Below are 17,147 nucleotides of genomic sequence, written 5' to 3'. Positions count from 1 at the left end.
CGGCCGACCGTCAGTTCCCGGACGGCGCCTCGGTGGCGGGCGGCTCGGTCGCCGGCGCCTCCGCACTGCCCTCGTCGGCGAGCACGATGAGCTCGGAGATGATCTCGGCGAGCTCGGCGTCGGCCTGGCCGTAGGCTGCCCAGTCGCCGTCCTGCAGCGCCTGCTGCTTGTCCTCGATCACCTGGCGGGCCCGATTGAGCAGGGCCTGGAGCTCGGTGTCCTCGGTGGCCGGCTGCTCGCCGCCCTCGTCGGGCGTCTGGCCGGGTTCGGTCGGCTCGACCTCCTCGTCGCCAGCGGCAGCACCCGAGTCGCCGCCGAACAGCACGTTCAGCGCTTCGTCGAGGGTGTCCTGGAAGGCGATCTGGTCGCCGAAGGCCACGAGCACCTTCTGCAGCACCGGATAGCTCGTCTCACCGGTCGACCGGACGTACACGGGCTGGACGTACAGGAGGCCGCCGCCGACGGGCACCGTGAGCAGGTTGCCGTTGATCACGTCGGACTGCCCCTGCTTCAGCAGGTTCAGCGACTGCGACACCGTCGGATCGGAGTTGAAGGTGTTCTGCACCTGGCCGGGACCGGGCACGTTATCGTCCTCAGGCAGGGAGAGCAACCTCAGCTTGCCGTAGCCCTCAGCCCGCTCACCGTCCTCCGCTCCCGCGTTGGAGTCGACCGCGAGGTAGCCGCGGAGCACGTTGCGGCTCTGCGTGCCTCGCGCCTCGGGGATGAAGGTCGAGTAGATCGAGTAGGTCGGCGCCTCCTGGCCCGGCATCTGCATCGTCAGGTAGTACGGCGGCTGCAGGAGCGTGCTCGCCGAGCCCTGGGTGGGGTCCTTGGGCGTCGTCCACGCGTCCTCGCGCGAGTAGAACGCGTCGGACTCGGTCACGTGGTAGCGCCCCAGCACCGCGCGCTGCATCTTGAAGAGGTCGGCCGGGTAGCGCACGTGGCTCATGAGCTCGCCGGACATCTCGCTCATGTCCTGGATGGCGTCGGGGAAGATCTTCGCCCACGTCTGCAGGATCGGGTCCTCGGTGTCCCACGCGTAGAGGGTGACGCTGCCGTCGTACGCGTCGACCGTCGCCTTCACCGAGTTGCGGACGTAGTTGACCTCGTCGAACGCGAGCGGCTGCTGGACGCCCTCGCTGTCGGAGATCGCCTCGCTGTAGCTCACCTTGTTGGAGTAGGGGTACTGGTCGGAGAGGGTGTAGCCGTCCACGATCCAGACGACGCGACCGTCGACCACGGACGGGTAGGTGTCGCTGTCGAGCGTGAGGAAGGGCGCGACCTTCTGGACGCGCTCGATGGGTGAGCGGTCGTAGAGGATCTGCGACTCGTCGTTGACCTGGTCGGACAGGAAGATCTGCTCGGACTGGAACTTCAGCGCGTAGACGAGCTTGGTGAAGAGGTTGTCGAGCTTCGGGCCGCCGTCGCCCTCGAACGTGGTCTGCTGCGGCTCGCCCTCGCCGCCGGCGGGGAAGTCGAGCTCGATCGCCTGCTCGCCCTCGGGCGCGCCCACGATCGAGTAGTCGGGCGAGTTCTCGCCGAAGTACACGCGCGGCTCGAACTCGGGCAGGTTGCCGGTCGAGGGGATGCCCGACTGGATGAACACGGGCTGGCCGTCGCTCGAGCGCTGGTTTCCCGCCGCCGCGACCAGGCCGTAGCCGTGCGTGTACACGAGGTGGCTGTTGAACCAGGTCTGGGCGTCGCCGAGGCCCTCGAGGTTCAGGTCGCGGATGGCGACGACGGTGTCCTGCGTCGTGCCGTCGATCTCGTACCGGTCGACGTCGAGCGTCTCGGGGAACTGGTAGTACTGCCGGAACTGCTCGAGCTGCCGGAAGGCGGGGCTGATGACCGCCGGGTCCATGAGGCGGATGCTCGCGGTGGTCTCGGCATCGGCACGGAGCGCCCCCGGCTCAGCGTCGGTCACGGCCTCGTACTGCACCTCTTCGATGTCGGAGACGCCGAACGCGTCGCGCGTCGCCTCGATGTTCCGTTGGATGTACGGAGCCTCGAGCGCACGAGCGCTCGGGTCGACCTGGAAGCGCTGGACGACCCACGGGTACAGCGAGCCGATGAGCAGGCTCGACACGATGAGCAGCACGGCGCCGATGAGCGGCAGCCGCCAGCGGCCGAGGATCGCGGTGATGAGGAACAGCACCGCGACGACCGCCGCGATGACCGACAGGATCTGCCGGCCGGGGATGGTCGCGTTGACGTCGGTGTACGAGGCACCGGTGATGAGCGATCCGGCCTCGGTCACGGTGGCGTACTGGTCGAGCCAGATGCTCACGGCCTGCAGCAGCAGGTAGAGACCCGCGGTGATCGCGATCTGGATCCGCGCGGCCTTCGAGATCACGACCTCGCGGCCGCTGATCCGGATGGCGCCGTAGAGGTAGTTGGTCGCGATGACGAGCAGGCCCGACAGCAGCACGACGGCCGAGGCGAACCCGACGATCGAGCGGTAGAACGGCAGCTCGAAGACGTAGAAGCCCACGTCCAGGCCGAACTGCTCGTCAGTCGATCCGAACGGCGTGCGGTTCAGCCACACGAGCACCGAATCCCAACGGCTGGCCGTCGAGACGCCCGCGAACACGCCGAGCACGATCGGGATGCCGTACATCGCGAGGCGACGCAGCGGCTCGAAGATCTCCTTGTACCGATCGAGCTGGGAGTTGAGCTTGGCGTACACGGGACGCGTGCGGTACGCGATCTGGATCGAGATCCACACCGGCAGCGCCATCGCGAGGAAGCCGATCACGAACAGCACGATGCGCGCGATCCACTCGGTCGCGAGCACCTCGACGAACCCGAGCTGCTGGTACCACAGCACGTCGGCGTAGATGCCGGCGAACACGAAGAAGGCCACGACGAGCGCACCCACGATGCCGATCGTGATCGCGATCGGCGCTCGGCGGCGCGGCATCCTCGGTTCCTGGGGCTGGGCTGTGGACACTCTCGGCCTCATTCGGGGTCGGGGCGGGATCGACTTCCCATCCTAGGGTCGCCGAACTTGGAAACGGCTGCGGGCCGGCTGGGCAGCCGATAACGCTCCGGTCACGCCTCGCAGCGGGCGAAGGAGGCCATGTCGCCGTCCTCGGCGGCGGTCTCCACGATGGTGCGCGCCTCCTCGAGCGTGGTCACCGCGTAGACGTCGAGTCCGTCGGGCACGTGGCCGACGACCTCGTCGCAGTTCGCCTCGGGTGCGATGAACAGGTCGGCCCCGTCGTCGTGAGCGGCCCAGAGCTTCTGGCGGATGCCGCCGATGCCGCCGACCGCGCCATCCGAGTCGATCGTCCCGGTGCCGGCCACCTGGTCGCCACCGGTCATCGCACCCGGGGTCAGCTTGTCGACGATGCCGAGGGCGAACATCATGCCGGCGCTCGGGCCGCCGACGTCGTCGAGGCGGATCTCGACGTCGATGGGGAATTCGTACTCCATCCGCACTCCGACGCCCAGCACCGCCTGCCCGTCGACGTCCTCGGGCGTCGCCTCGAGCGTCAGCGTCTCATCACCCCGGCGCACCTCGAACTGCGCGGGCGTGTCGGTGCCGTGCTCGCCCAGGGCCGAGCGCAGTTCGTCGACCGAGTGCACAGCCTCGCCGTCGACCGACAGGATCACGTCGTCGGGCTCGAGCACGCCCTCGGCGGGCGTGCCGTCGCCGATGCCGACCACCGTCACGTCGCGCGGGAAGTCGTAGCCGAGCTCGACGAGGGCGGCCGCGATCGCATCCTGCTGCGAGTCGACCATCTGCGCGGTGTTCTGCGCGTTGCGGTCCTCCTCGCTGAGGCCTGGCGGGAACAGGGTCTCGACGGGGACCACTGCGCGGCGCGGGTCGAACCAGGCCGCGGCGACGTCGAGCCATCCCGGCGTGCGGCCGGGCTGTCCGACCGCCGCCACGGTCAGCAGGTCGAGCGAGCCGTCGGTCGGGTACGTCTCCTCGTCGGGGATGTCGATCAGCGGGACATCCTCGCCGTCGATCTCGGACGTGCCGAGCGTGTCGTAGATCGGACCGGGCTGCTGGATCACGTACGGCGAGGGCAGCAGCGCGAAGACCAGCGCGGTCGCGACGGCGACCGCGACCGCGATCCAACCGAGGCGCTCGCGACGCGAACGCCGGCGGTCGGAGACGGAGTCGGCCGTGCTGAAGCTCGCGGAGGCGCCATCGGTCTCGGGCCCGAACAGCGACATGCCGCGACATCCTCTCCGGGTGCCGGATGGCGGCCCCTGCCGGGGCCGGCGCTGTTCGCGACGGGCGGACACCCGGAAGGTCAGCCTAGGCCATTTCCCGGCGAGGAAGCGGGGCGGCGGCGGTAGCGTGGAATGCCGAACGAGGGAGGTGGCCCGAGTGGCCGAAGGCGACGAGGAACGCGACCGGAACCCCGAGGACGAGTTCCGCGACATGCTCCGCGAGCTGCTGTCCGGATCAGGCGGCATCGACGCGTCGAAGCTCGCCGATGCGGCCGGGCTGCCCAGCGATCCGGCGAGCCTCGCGGCCATCTTCAGCCAGCTGCAGCAGGCCATGCAGCGCTCCGCCGACGAGGGCATCGACTGGTCGCTCGCGCTCCGGCAGGCCGAGCAGCGCGCCTCGTCGGGGCAGCGCCAGCTCGCACCCGCCGAGTCCGACCGGCTCGACACGGCATTCGACCTCGCCGCGCTGTGGCTCGACGAGGTCGTGGATGTCTCCGCGCTGCCGGGCACGCCCGAGCTGCTGACCCGCCGGTCGTGGGCCGCGGCCACGATGCCCATCTGGTCGCAGCTCGCCGAGCCCGTCGCGCTCAGCATCGCCGACTCGCTCACGCGCGTCATGAGCGAGCAGGCGCCCGAAGAGCTGCGCTCGATGGTGCAGGGTGCCAGCCGGATGATGCGGGGCATCGGCGGCGCGATGTTCGCCATGCAGCTCGGGCAGGTCGTGGGCCAGCTCTCGACCGAGGTCGTGTCGGGCGGCGATGTCGGCATCCCGCTGCTCGAAGACGGCCGAGCCGCGCTGCTGCCGCAGAACGTCGCCGAGTTCGGCGACGGGCTCGACATCCCGGCCGACCAGGTCGAGCTCTACCTCGCGGTGCGCGAGCTCGCGCACGCCCGGCTCTTCCGGCACGCTCGGTGGTTGCGGCTGCACCTGATCACCGCGATCACGGCCTTCGCGCGCGGCATCGACGTCGACGTCGAGCGACTCGAGGAACTCGCCGAGGGATTCGACCCGTCGAACACCGACGAGCTCCGCGACGCGGTCGCGAACGGCGCGCTGCTGCGCCCGAAGAGCGCCGAGCAGGAGGCCGCACTGGCGCGGCTCGAGACGATGCTCGCGCTCGTCGAGGGCTGGGTCGACGTCGTCACCGCGGATGCCACGTCGCGCCTGCCGACGTCCGACGCCGTCGCCGAGACCATCCGTCGCCGGCGCGCCACGGGCGGTCCCGCCGAGTCCGCGCTCGCGACGCTCGTCGGACTCGAGCTGCGTCCCCGCCGCCTTCGCGACGCCGCGGCGATGTGGCGGGCGGTCACCGACGCGGTGGGCGTCGCCGCGCGCGATGCGCTCTGGGCGCATCCCGACCTGCTTCCGACCGCGGTCGACCTCGACGACCCCGCGCCGCTCGCGGCACGGCTCGCCGCCGGCGGGCAGGCGGCCGGCGAGGCCGACGCCGAGTTCGACGAGGCGCTCGAGGCGCTGCTTCGCGGCGACACGCCGAGCGCCGATGCCGGCGACGAAGGCGAAGACGGCGACGGCGGCGACGCACCCGATGCGACGCCCGACGCCGAGACGCCCGGCGACCGCCCCTCCTGATCCGATCGTCGGGCCTGTGGACGGAGCCCGACGCGCTCCGTCCGCCTGCGGCATGCTTCCGGCATGACGCCGCGACTGGATCCCGCACTCCCCCACGTCTGGCGCTCGCCGCGCGAACTGCAGCTCGGCGGCGCTCGCCCCGTCGCGGTGCTGCCGGATCCGGGCCCCGCCGAGCTCGGTGTGCTCCGCGCGCTCATCTCGGGGGCCTCCGTCTCGACGCTGCGCACGATCGGCACCGCGCTCGGTGCCTCGGAGACCGAGGTGGATGCCCTGCTCGACCGCCTCGCACCGGCGTTCGCGACCGAACCGGCCCGGTCGACGAGTGCCCGGGTCGCGCTCGCAGGCGACCGGGACGTCGTCGATCCGCTCGCCTCGCTCCTCGTCCGCCTCGGGCACCGCCCGGCCCACGCGGCGCCCGCGGACCCCGCCGAGATCGACGTCGCCGTGCTCGTCGGGGCGTGGGTCATCGCGCCGGCGGCGCACCTGCCGTGGCTCTCCGCCGACCTGCCGCACCTCGCCGTCGTCCTCGACGAGGGCGGGGTCGAAATCGGCCCGCTCGTCCGGCCCGGCCACGGCCCCTGCCTCCGCTGCCTGCATCTCTGGCGGCGCGACGCGGATGCCTCGTGGCCGGCGATCGCGGCGCAGCTCTCGGTGGCTCCTCCGCCTCCGCGATCGGCCCGCGCCGAGCACGAGGCCCTCGCGCTCGCGGCATCCGTCGTCGACGACCTCGCACGCACGCGCCGCACGGCCCTCGACGCCGCGGTCGTGCGAGTCAGCGGCGCGGCCGGTTCGCACCCACCGGCACTCCGGCCGATCGGCGCGCATCCGGAGTGCGGATGTCGAGCTCCCGCAGGAACCGCGACGGCTCCCGCTCGCCTCGATGCGCGGCGGCCCGCGCCGCCCAGCTCAGCGTCAGCCGCCGCCGTGCCCGCGTGAGGCCCACGTACAACAGACGCCGCTCCTCGTCGATGGCCTCGAGGCCGGTCGCGTAGGCGATCGGGAGCATGCCCTCGGTGAGACCGACGAGATGCACCTCGTCCCACTCGAGCCCCTTCGCGGAGTGCAGGGTCGCGAGCGTGACCGCGGCGATCGCCGGCTCGTGCTGCGCCTCCGCGCGCGCTCGGAGGTCGTCGGCGAACGCCCGCAGGGTCGTGCCCGGCGGCAGGTCGTCGACCAGTCGCGCGATGGCGTTGAGCGACTCCCACCGGTCGCGGACCGCACCCGGGCCCGGCGGCGGTTCGACCGACCAGTCGAGCGAGCGCAGCACGTCGCTCACGGCCTTGAACACGGGCTCGTCGGTGGCGGCGAGCGCCTGCGCCCGGATCGCGTGCACGGCCTGGCGCACCTCTGCGCGATCGAAGAACCGCTGCGCCCCGCGCACGCGCGCGGGAACGCCCACCTCGCCGAGCGCCTGCTCGAGGAGCGCGGACTGCGAGTTCACCCGGAGCAGCACCGCGATCGCCTCGGCCGGGACGCCCGCGTCGATGCGGGCGCGGATGCGCGTGGCGACGCCGCGGGCCTCGGTCAGCTCGTCGGGGAAGGCGACGACCACGGGCGCAACGCCGTGCGCCGCGGCGGCGGCGGCCGGTCGCGCGGGCGGCGCGGCCGCGCCATCCGCCACCGCCGGATCGCCGCCGTCGGCCGGCGCCGCGACGAGTCGCAGCGCGCCCGGTCGCCCGCGCATGAGGCGATTCGCGACCTCGACGATCTCGGGCGTCGACCGGTAATTGCGCTCGAGGCGCACGAGCGTGGCCTCGGGGTGGCGGCGCTCGAAGCCGAGGAGATACTCGGCCGACGCACCCGCGAACGAGTAGATGGTCTGGCTCGCGTCGCCGACCACGCACACCTCGTCGCGGTCGCCGAGCCACAGGTCGAGCAGCTGCTGCTGCGCCGGCGAGACGTCCTGGTACTCGTCGACGACGAAGTGCCGGTACCCCTCGCGCACCTGCATGGCGACCGCGGGTTCGGACTCGATCATGCCCGCGGTGGCGAGCAGGACGTCCTCGAAGTCGATCATGCGGCGCTCGTCCTTGAGCGTCTCGTACGCGTCGACCAGCGAGAGCAGCTGCTCGGCGTCGAGCGTGCCCGGGGCGCCGCGACTCGCGAGGCGCGCACGGTACTCGTCCATCGAGAGGCCGGTGACCTTGCGCACCTCGATCTCGGCCGCGACATCCCGCAGCGTCGCCGTGTCGACCTTCAGCCTGCAGCGCTCGGCCGCGAGGCCCAGCAGCCGGCCCTTGAACTCGAGCACGCGCGGTGCCGGACCGCCCGCGACGATCGGCCAGAAGTGGTTGAGCTGGGCGAGCGCGGCCGCGTGGAAGGTGCGCGCCTGGACGCCGCCCGCACCGAGTGCGCGGAGTCGGGCACGGAGCTCGGCCGCGGCGCGCGTCGTGAAGGTGAGCGCCATCACGCGCGCCGGGTCGTACGATCCCGAGGCCACGCCGTACGCGATGCGGTGCGTGATCGCGCGCGTCTTGCCGGTGCCGGCGCCGGCCAGCACGCACACCGGGCCGTTCAGCGCCTCGGCGACGATGCGCTGCTCGTCGTCGAGCGCGGCGAGCAGCGGATCGGCATCGGTCATGAGGTCGACCACGGCAGCGACGACGACAGCGGACCGCCGTACCAGCGCTCGAGCATCCACCTCGCGATCGACGTCTCGCCGGGCAACCCCACGCGCCCGAGCGCTGCCGTCAGCTCGTCGCGGTCGAACCAGCGGAGCTCGAGGATCTCCTCGCCGTCGGGCACGGCGGTGACCGAGGCCCCGTCGGCCACGCGGGCGCGGAACGCGCACATGAGGCTGGCCGGGAACGGCCACGGCTGTGAACCGAGGTACTCGACGCGATCCACGATGAGCCCCGTCTCCTCCGCGATCTCGCGGACGACGGCCGCCTCGAGCGACTCCCCCGGCTCGACGAAGCCGGCGAGCACCGAGAACCGGTCCTGCTGCCACATCGCGTTGGAGCCGAGCAGCACCCGGTCGTCGTCGTCGGTGACGAGGACGATGACCGCCGGATCGGTGCGCGGGAACCGCAGCGCATCCTCGGCGAGGCACCGTCGCGCCCACCCCGAGGCGACCACCTCGGTCGGACTCCCGCACCGTGCGCAGAACGCATGCGTGCCGTGCCAGTTCGCGAGGGCGACCGCCTGGATGGCGAGCCCCGCGTCGCGATCGTCGAGCTGCGTCGCGACCGTGCGCAGGCCGGCCCAGCCGTCGTCGTCGGCGAGGCCGGCGGCCGGGTCATCGTCGAGCACCCACGCCTCGATCGGGCTTCCGGTCGACAACGGGTCGCCCGCGCCGTCCACGCTGTCGCCCAGCGTGCGGCCGAGGTAGCAGCGCAGGGCCGGCGCCGGCAGCGACGACGGATGGCGCAGGCCGAGCACGCGCGAACCTGCTGCGTCGCCGAGGAGCACCTTGCCGTCGCGCACGACGAGGACGCGCGCGTTCGGGTCGGCATCGAAGGCGGCTTCGCGACCGACCCCCGAACGGCTGATCGCATCGCGGTCGAGGTGCTCGCGCGCGAGGGGCGGCGCGTCGGGTTCGAGCACGGGGCACCTCTCGCTTGCGGCCGGAGTCGTCGGGAAGGCGTGGCGGTCGCCGGGCAGGCGGGGACACCTGCTTAGGCTGTGTGCCATGGCCAGACCCCTACTCACTCTAGCCGCGTTGGCCACGGCCGCGGTGGCCGGACTCGAGGTACGGGCGGCCCGGGCGCACACCCGCGATGCGGGCGGCGCGTTCGACGCCGTCGAGCTCCACTCCACCGACGGGCGACGCCTGCTCATCCGCGCCCCGCGCACCCAGACCGCCGAGTCGGAGCAGTCGGCCGACCTCGTGGCCCTGCGGGCGCTCACGCTCGGCATCCGATCCCGGCTGCCGTTCGCCGTGCCCGAGTTCCTCGGGCAGGCGCCGATCGGTCCCACCCGCGCCGTGGTGACCGAGTTCATCCCGGGCGCGGTGCGCTCGGCCGACGAGTTGACCGCGAACCCCGCGCTGGCCGCCGACATCGGCCGCGCGATCGCCGCCATCCACTCCCTGCCCCCGGGCTTCATCGGCGATGCCGGTCTGCCGCGACGCACCGCCGCCGAGGTGCGCGAGTCCGCGGTGGCAGTGATCGATCGCGCAGCCGACACCAACCGGCTCCCGGCCGCGCTCGTGCGCCGCTGGGAGGAGGCGACCGATGACGACACGCTGTGGCGGTTCGCGCCGACCGTCGTCAACGGCCAGCTCGGCGCGGAGTCCCTGCTCGTCGAGGGCGACCACGTCACGGGCATCGTGGGCTGGGCCGCGCTCGCGCAGGACGATCCCGCACGCGACCTGCACTGGATCCTCACCTCCACCGGGGCTGCCGCCGAGGAGGCGCTGGCCGCCTACGTGTCCGCGCGATCGGGCGGTGCCGACGCCGAGCTCGCCCGCCGGGCGCTGCTGCACGCGGAACTCGAACTCGCGCGCTGGCTGCTGCACGGCATCGACACGCGCGACGACGCGGTGATCGACGACGCCGTCGGCCTGCTCGACGGACTCGTCGCGAGCGTGCACGAGCAGTCGTCCGAGCCCCTCACGAGCGATACGGGGCCGATCCTCGCGGTCGCCGAGGTCGAGCGCCTGCTCGACGAGACCCCGCGCGACGTCGTCGCCCGGGACGCCGGGTCGACCATGCTCACCGACAGCTACGACGTCGAGGAACTGCGGCGACACCTCGACGCCGACCGGGCGGATGACGTGGATGCGCCGACCGGCTCACCGCCGATGGATGCGACCGCGCCGATCCCGCTCGACCTGAGCGACTGGGGCGACGCGTCGCCCCCGGCGAACGGCGCTCGCGACCGCACGGCCTGACTTCGGCCGTCGGCGCAGCGCGACGGCGCCCGCGCCTACCCCGAACCCGCGCGGGGGATCGTCAGCTCCCGCCGGCGACCGCGCTGCGTACGGCGTCGGGCACCTCGGGAGCGGCAGTGCCGCCGGTCGACGCGGCCGCATCCGCACCGGCCCGTGACGCGACGGTGGCCCATGCGCGCCGGATCGCCCCCTCGTCGTAGAGCACGTCGGGGCGGAGCACCCGATCGTCTTCGACGTAGTAGAACACGGCGTCGATCGCGCTCGCGGGCACCCCGGCCCAGCGGGCGTAGGCGAGCCGGTAGAGCGCCAGCTGCGTCTGGCGCAGCTCGAGCTCGCGCGCATCGCGCGGGGCCGCTCCCGTCTTCCAGTCCACGACCTGGTAGCGGATGCCGCGCCCGCCCGCCTCGGACGCCGGGTCGACCTCGTACACCGCATCGAGCTTGCACACGAACACGTGCTCGTCGAGGGGCAGGTGCAGCTCGAGCTCGACTGCGATGGGCCGGCGGTCGGCCCACTCGGATGCGGCGAACGTGGCGCGCAGTCGTTCCAGCCGCGATTCCACGGGGTCGTCGACGAGTTCGTCGGCCGGCAGGTCGAACGCGAGGTCGAGCTCGTCGAGGTCGGGCGAGGTGCCGTCGACCGGCACCGCTCCACCCGCGCCGGCGCCGCCGGTCGAGCGCTGCTCGACCCACGCGTGGAACAGGGTGCCGATGCGGGTCGCCCGGTACGGACGCTGCGGCATGGGCCGGGCGATCTCGGCGGCGACCGCCCCGGGATCGTCGACGTAGTCCTTGAAGCGCGACGCGGGCACGCGGGTCGGCACTCCGGGGGCGACACCGCCTTCGGCGCGGCGGCGGCGCTCCTCGAGCAGCATCCGGAGATCGTCCGCCAGCGCCGGTCCGATGTCGGCGCCGCTCGGGCCCGATGCCGCCTGTCGGACGGCGTCGGCCGCGCGCACCACAGCCGGCCGGCGTGCCCCGAGGGGGTCGAGCGGCCAGGTCACGCGGGATGCCTCCGCCGCGCGAGGGTTCTCGTCGTGCTCGGGGAGGGCCGGCAGCACGGCGGGATCGATGAGGCCGATCGGCACGAGCTCGCGGAGGAAGGTGCTCGGCCCTCGGGGCGCCTTCTGCGTCGCCCACCACGATCCGGTCAGCAGGAGTTCGGACCGCGCACGCGTGACGCCGACGTAGGCGAGCCGCCGTTCCTCGTCGGCGTGCCGTTCGCGATTCTCGGCGGCATAGGCGCGCACGGCCTCATCGAACTCGGCCTGGCTCTGCGCTCCGCGCCATGCGAGCTCGGGGATCTCGTCGCGGTCGCCCCGGAATTCGTCGGGGAGCATGCCGAAGGCGAGCCAGCCCTTGGCGCTGCGCGGCGTCGCGGGCAGCTCGCCCTCGACCATCCGCGGGATCGCGACGGCGTCCCACTCCAGGCCCTTGGCCCCGTGGATCGAGAGGACCTGCACGGCACCCGGTTCGGGGTCGTCCTGTCGGGGGCTCAGGCGATCGCGCTGCTCGGCCTCGGTGAGCCACCCGAGGAACGCGCCGAGCGTGGCGTGCTCGGCCGTGTCGGCGAATCCGGCGACGAGATCGCCGAACGTCTCGAGGCTCGCCGGGCCCAGTGGTTGCGCCGGGTTGGCGGCGACCTCGATGTCGAGCAGGAGCTCCTGCTGCACGAGCGTCACGAAGTCGACCAGGCCCAGGCCTGCGCGTCGCCGCAGCGACTGCAACTGCGCGCCCGCTCGGCGCAACCGCGCGAGGCCCTCGGTCGTGAATCGCGCCAGTGCGCGGTGCTCGTCGGGAGCGGTGAGCACGAAGTCGAGCGCGTCGACGATCGACGGCGATTCATCGGGAGCGATCGAGCCGCGGATGCCCTGCCTGACCTCGTCGGCGAGCCGGCGGGTCGCGAGGTCGCGCTCGGCGAGCCAGCGAGCGAGCCCGCCCAGCGCCGCGAGATCGGCGGGACCGATGCTCCATCGGGCGCCGCCGAGGAGCCGGAGCAGTTCGGAGCCCGCGGTCGGGTCGTGCACCACGCGGAGGGCGCAGACGAGATCGGCGATGACCGGCTGGTCGAGCAGCCCGGCCACGCCGAGCACGTGCACCGGGATGCCGCGTTCGCGCAGTGCGGCTGCGAACAGGTCGACGTGGGCGAACGTGCGGCACAGCAGTGCGCCGGTCGGCCCGCCGGGCCGCATCCTGTCGGCGAACCACCCCGCCACCGCGGTCGCCTCGTCGTCGATCGTCTCGTGCCAGTGCACGTCGAGTCGACCCGGCCCCGCGAAGGGCGACGGACGCAGCGGGGCCTTCGGGATCCCGGCGTCGAGTGGGGCGATCAGGGTGTTGGCGGCGTCGAGCACCACGACGGGATTGCGCCAGCTCGTCGACAGGTCGTACGCCACCGCGGACGAGCCGGGTGCGAAGTCGGCCGAGAATCGTGCCAGGTTCGCGGCGCTCGCGCCGCGCCACCCGTAGATGGACTGATCGGGATCACCGACGGCCATGACGGGATGCCCGGCGAAGAGGGCAGCCAGCAGCCGGGTCTGCACGACGCTCGTGTCCTGGTACTCGTCGAGCAGCACCGTCGCGAACCGCTCGCGGTGCTCGTCGAGGACCTCGGGATGCGCCGTGCAGATCTGCAGCGCGAGCGCGACCTGGTCGGAGAACTCGACGAGCCCGCGCTGCTGCTTCGCGGCGGCGTACGCATCCGCGAGGTCGAGCAGCGGCGGAAGGGCGTCGACGATGCCGAGCGCCGACACGAAGCTGTCGAACGGCGTGCGCTTGCGGGGCGCCTCGATCGGCAGGTCGGCCATCGCGAGGAACTGCCGGGCGAACGCGCGCACGTCGCGGCTGTCGGTCACGTTCTCGGCCAGCGCGCGACTGAGGCCGAGCACCGCGCCGGTGACCCGATCGAGCGAGGCGTCGAGTTCGACGAGCCGCTCGTCGGCGGAGGCCGCGACGATGCTGCGCGCGAGCTGCCAGGCTGCCGCCTCGCCGAGGATCGCGGCGTCGGGCTCGCGTCCGATCCGGAGCGCGTGCTCGCGATAGATCGCGCCGGCGAAGGCGTTGTACGTCGAGACGGTCGCCGACTCCAGCGGATCGAGCACCACTTCGGCGACGCCTTCGGCGACCAGCTGCCCGACGCGCTCGCGGACGCGCTCGGCGAGCTCGCCGGCCGCCTTGCGGGTGAACGTGAGGCCGAGCACCTCGGGAACGTCGACGTACCCGTTGGCGAGCAGCCACACCACGCGGTTGGCCATCGTCTCGGTCTTGCCGCTGCCGGCACCCGCGACGACCAGGCTCTGCCCGCCCGGGTCGGCCTCGATGACCGCGCGCTGCTCGGGCGTGGGCGCGTGCAGCCCGAGCCGGTGCGCGATCTCGTCGGCGCCGATGCGGACGGCGGCGAGCGCGCGAGTGCTCACGGTCATGCCGACACCGCCGGCACGAGATGCACGCGGTAGGCCCAGTCCCCGAATCGCGAGCCGTGAGGCAGCTCGACCGGAGCATCGAACGTCGCCGCCGCCATGGTGCGGCCGACCCGCTCGAGGCGCTCGCGGAAGAGCTCATCGGCCTCGTCGTCGAACGGCTGCTGGGCGCGCTCGGTGTAGAGGCGACCGCCGACGGGCCGGGCGACGTAGACGAGCTTCGCGCCACCGAGCCGGCCCGCGTTGGGGAGTTCGCCGGCCCGCGCCGCGAGTTGATAGGCCGCGAGCTGGGGGTGCGAGGCGGTCTGCGCCGCGGTCGGCGGCGTGCGGCCGGTCTTGAGGTCGACGATGACGGTCGTGCCGTCGGGCGACGCCTCGACGCGGTCGATGGTCCCCGTGATCCGCGTGCGGCCGCTCACGAGCGTGAACCGGCCCTCGGCGCCGAGCACGACCACGCGGTCGTCGGCGGCGTTGCGCAGGTAGTCGGCCGCCCCCTCGGTCATCCGGCGCGCCCCGCGTCGCTCGCGCTCGGCGACCCATCCGGCCTCGAAACGCAGGTCGCGCCAGCGACGCTCGACCGAGGCCCAGAGCGTCTCGACGTCGAACTCGCCGTCGCTCGCAGCCGCCTCCTCGACGACGGCGTGCACGATGGTGCCGATCGACGCCGCAAGACCCGACGGCGGCTGCGCGACGTGATCGACGAACCATCCGAGCGGCGATTCCTCGACCCGGTCGATCTGCGACGGCGAGACGGCGACGAGCGCCTCGGGATCGCCCTCGAGGTCGACGAGTGGTGCCGTCGTCGTCGACGCGGCGAGCCCGTACCACTCGTCGGGATGGGCGCCGGCCACGCCGTGCTCGGCGAGCAGGGCGAGGGCGGCCGCGGCTTCGCGGTCGCCGATCGCGGCGTCGCGGCGGAGGGCGCCGACCATGCCGCGCAGGTGGAGCGGTCGGCGCCGCCGCGGCACGGGCCGCGCGGGCGCGAAGCCCATCAGGACCGACGGCTGCTCGTCGTCGGTGGAGGTGCAGGCGAGCACGACCTGCCGACGGGCGCGCGAGACCGCGAGCGCGAAGAGGCGCAGCTCGTCGGCCCGTGTCGACGCCCGAATCGACGACGCGCTCTCGGGCTCGGGCAGCGGTGCGCCGGTGCGGATCGCCGCGACCGCGCGACCGAGGGCGCCCGCGTGCAGGAGCGTGCCGCGCGGGCGGAGGTTGGGCCACACCCCGTCTTGGAGGCCGGCGACGACCACGACGTCGAACTCGCGGCCGATCAGCGCCGGCGGCGTGGCGAGCACGACCACGTCGGCCCCGCGCTCGGGGCGAGGGAATCCTCGGGCAGGGCGTTCTGCCGCATCTCGTCGACGAAGCGGCGCGCCGGCGCATCCGGTTCGCGTTCGACGAAGCGACGCGCGGCGGCGAACAGGGCCACCACCTCGTCGAGCGAGCGGTTGGCCTCATCGGCGAGGACGCCGCTGCCGCCGGCCTGCGCCGCCCACTCGGCCTCGAGCCCGCTGTCGTGCCAGAGCAGCCACAGCAGCTCCTCGACGGTCGCGCCGCGCGAGGCCGCCCGTCGAGCCGCGTCGAGCAGAGCGGCGAGACGGCCCGCACGACGACCGGACGACGAGTCGAGCGTGGCGAACCCGCCGGGGGCGCCGAGCGCGTCGACGAGCAGTTCGTCGGCGGTGCGTGTGCCGCCCGCGGCGAGCTCCTCGTGGCGCAGCCCGAGACGGAGTCGACGCAGGCCCACGCGGTCGAGATGGCCGAGAGGGCCCGTGAGCAGGCCGGTCGCCGATTCGGCGGAGAGCGACTCGATCCCCACGACGTGCGCGGCAGCCTCGAGCAGGGCCGCCGAACCCGGCGCGTCACGCAGCGCCGTGCGCGAGGCGCCGCCCGTGACGGGCACATCAGCCGCGGCGAGCGCTCGTGCGAACGCCGGGATCTCGGCGCCGGACCGCAGCACCACCGCCATCGCGGACCACGGGACGCCGTCGAGGAGGTGCCGCTCGCGCAGGACGGCGGCGACCTGGGCGCCCTCGGCGGCCGCTGACGTGGCGTCGATGCCGATCACGGGCTCGAGCTCGTCGTCGTGCGCCTCGACCGCGACGGTGGCGGCGCGGTGAGCACCGCCGAGCGCCGTGCCCACGTGGGCGACGACCTGCGAGACGAGACGTCGGTGCGCAGCGCGGCCACGGTGGACCACGGGAAGCTCGACACGTCGCACCGGGCCGCCGAGCACCGACTCGAGCGAGCCGAGCAGGTCGGCGCGCCCACCGCGGAAGCCGTTGCTCGCGACATCGGGGTCGCCGAACGCGACCACCTCGACGCCGCGCGCCGCGAAGGCGGCGAGCAGCGACGCGCTCGCCTCGGTCGCCTCCTGGGCGTCGTCGACGACGATGAGGCGCAACCCGGAGAGGGAGCCCAGCGCCGACTCGTCGGCCGGATCGTCGAGGCTGCCCCGCACCACGGCCGCCGCGTATGCGCCGAGCTCGGCGGAGTCGAACTGGGTCGGTCGCAGCTGCTCCTTGACCTCGGCGTACTCGGCGAGGAACCGCGCGGCGGCGATCCACTCGGGCCGGTCGGCGCGGCGACCGGTCGCCGCGAGCTCGTCGGGACCGACGCCCAGTTCGACCGCGCGCATCATCAGCTCGCGCAGCTCGGCGCGGAACCCGCGCAGGGCTCGCACCTCGGCCGAGAGCCCGTCGGGCCAGTCGGGACCGTCGCCGTCGAGCGCCTGCGCATCGAGCAGTTCGCCGATGACCTGGTCGTGCTCGGCGCCGGTGAGCAGCGTGACCGCGCGGCCCGTGCGCGCGCGAACGAGGTCGTAGGCGACCGCGCTCGCGGTGCGCGCGAGTGCGCCGCGGGTCGTGATGCCGAGCCGGACGGCCAGCGCATCGCGAAGGCTCGCGGCCGTGCGCCGCGTGGCCGCGAGCACGAGGACCTCGGACGGGTCGAGACCGCCGGCGACGCGCGCGGCCACGAGCTCGATCGCGAGCCGAGTCTTGCCCGAGCCGGGTGCCCCGAACACCGCCGCGTGCCCGGCGCCCACGAGGTCGAGGACGGGCGGGAGGGGGGATGCCTCGAGCTGCATGCCGCCCACGGTATCCGTGTCCGCCGACAGT

General features: G+C 73.4%; 9 protein-coding genes. 2 read left to right on the top strand and 7 right to left on the bottom strand.

Annotation, left to right across the window (positions count from 1 at the left end):
* Positions 1-10: 10 nt before the first annotated feature.
* Entirely contained in the window at positions 11-2,920 is a 2,910-nt protein-coding gene (locus tag BLT99_RS03090; RefSeq protein WP_172802956.1) for a UPF0182 family membrane protein, read from the bottom strand.
* Between the two features lie 131 nt (positions 2,921-3,051).
* Entirely contained in the window at positions 3,052-4,185 is a 1,134-nt protein-coding gene (locus BLT99_RS03085; protein ID WP_092669204.1) for a YlbL family protein, read from the bottom strand.
* A 211-nt stretch (positions 4,186-4,396) separates the two neighbouring features.
* Between BLT99_RS03085 and BLT99_RS03080 the strand changes: the two genes are divergently transcribed.
* Positions 4,397-5,776, top strand: coding sequence for a zinc-dependent metalloprotease (locus tag BLT99_RS03080; RefSeq protein ID WP_092675521.1), 1,380 nt, complete (start codon positions 4,397-4,399; stop codon positions 5,774-5,776).
* A 772-nt stretch (positions 5,777-6,548) separates the two neighbouring features.
* Here BLT99_RS03080 and BLT99_RS03075 read toward each other — a convergent pair.
* Together BLT99_RS03075 and nudC are read right to left on the bottom strand one after the other, a co-directional pair.
* Entirely contained in the window at positions 6,549-8,357 is a 1,809-nt protein-coding gene (locus BLT99_RS03075; RefSeq protein WP_172802955.1) for an ATP-dependent helicase, read from the bottom strand.
* Entirely contained in the window at positions 8,354-9,322 is a 969-nt protein-coding gene (nudC, locus tag BLT99_RS03070; protein WP_229724849.1) for an NAD(+) diphosphatase, read from the bottom strand. The genes BLT99_RS03075 and nudC overlap by 4 nt, the downstream gene beginning before the upstream one ends.
* Positions 9,323-9,437: 115 nt before the next feature.
* Here nudC and BLT99_RS03065 point away from each other — a divergent pair, with 115 nt between their 5' ends.
* Positions 9,438-10,610, top strand: coding sequence for a phosphotransferase (locus BLT99_RS03065; protein ID WP_157674921.1), 1,173 nt, complete (start codon positions 9,438-9,440; stop codon positions 10,608-10,610).
* A gap of 61 nt (positions 10,611-10,671) precedes the next feature.
* On the opposite strand, the gene BLT99_RS03060 is transcribed toward BLT99_RS03065, so the two are convergent.
* The 3 genes from BLT99_RS03060 to BLT99_RS03050 are packed head-to-tail and all read right to left on the bottom strand — an operon-like array spanning position 10,672 to position 17,116.
* Entirely contained in the window at positions 10,672-14,031 is a 3,360-nt protein-coding gene (locus tag BLT99_RS03060; protein ID WP_092669198.1) for an ATP-dependent DNA helicase, read from the bottom strand.
* Positions 14,028-15,329 carry a RecB family exonuclease gene (locus tag BLT99_RS03055; protein ID WP_092669197.1) on the bottom strand — a complete coding sequence of 434 codons (1,302 nt, stop codon included), beginning with the start codon at positions 15,327-15,329 and terminating at the stop codon, positions 14,028-14,030. Before BLT99_RS03055 ends, BLT99_RS03060 begins: the two co-directional genes overlap by 4 nt.
* Positions 15,299-17,116, bottom strand: a complete 1,818-nt coding sequence (locus BLT99_RS03050; protein WP_092669196.1) for a UvrD-helicase domain-containing protein — start codon at positions 17,114-17,116, stop codon at positions 15,299-15,301. The genes BLT99_RS03055 and BLT99_RS03050 overlap by 31 nt, the downstream gene beginning before the upstream one ends.
* Positions 17,117-17,147: the final 31 nt, after the last annotated feature.

Origin of the sequence: Agromyces flavus (assembly GCF_900104685.1) — a bacterium.
Lineage (GTDB): Bacteria > Actinomycetota > Actinomycetes > Actinomycetales > Microbacteriaceae > Agromyces > Agromyces flavus.
The sequence above is the reverse complement of the archived record's forward strand: the minus strand, read 5'-3'. Positions and strand labels throughout refer to the sequence as shown.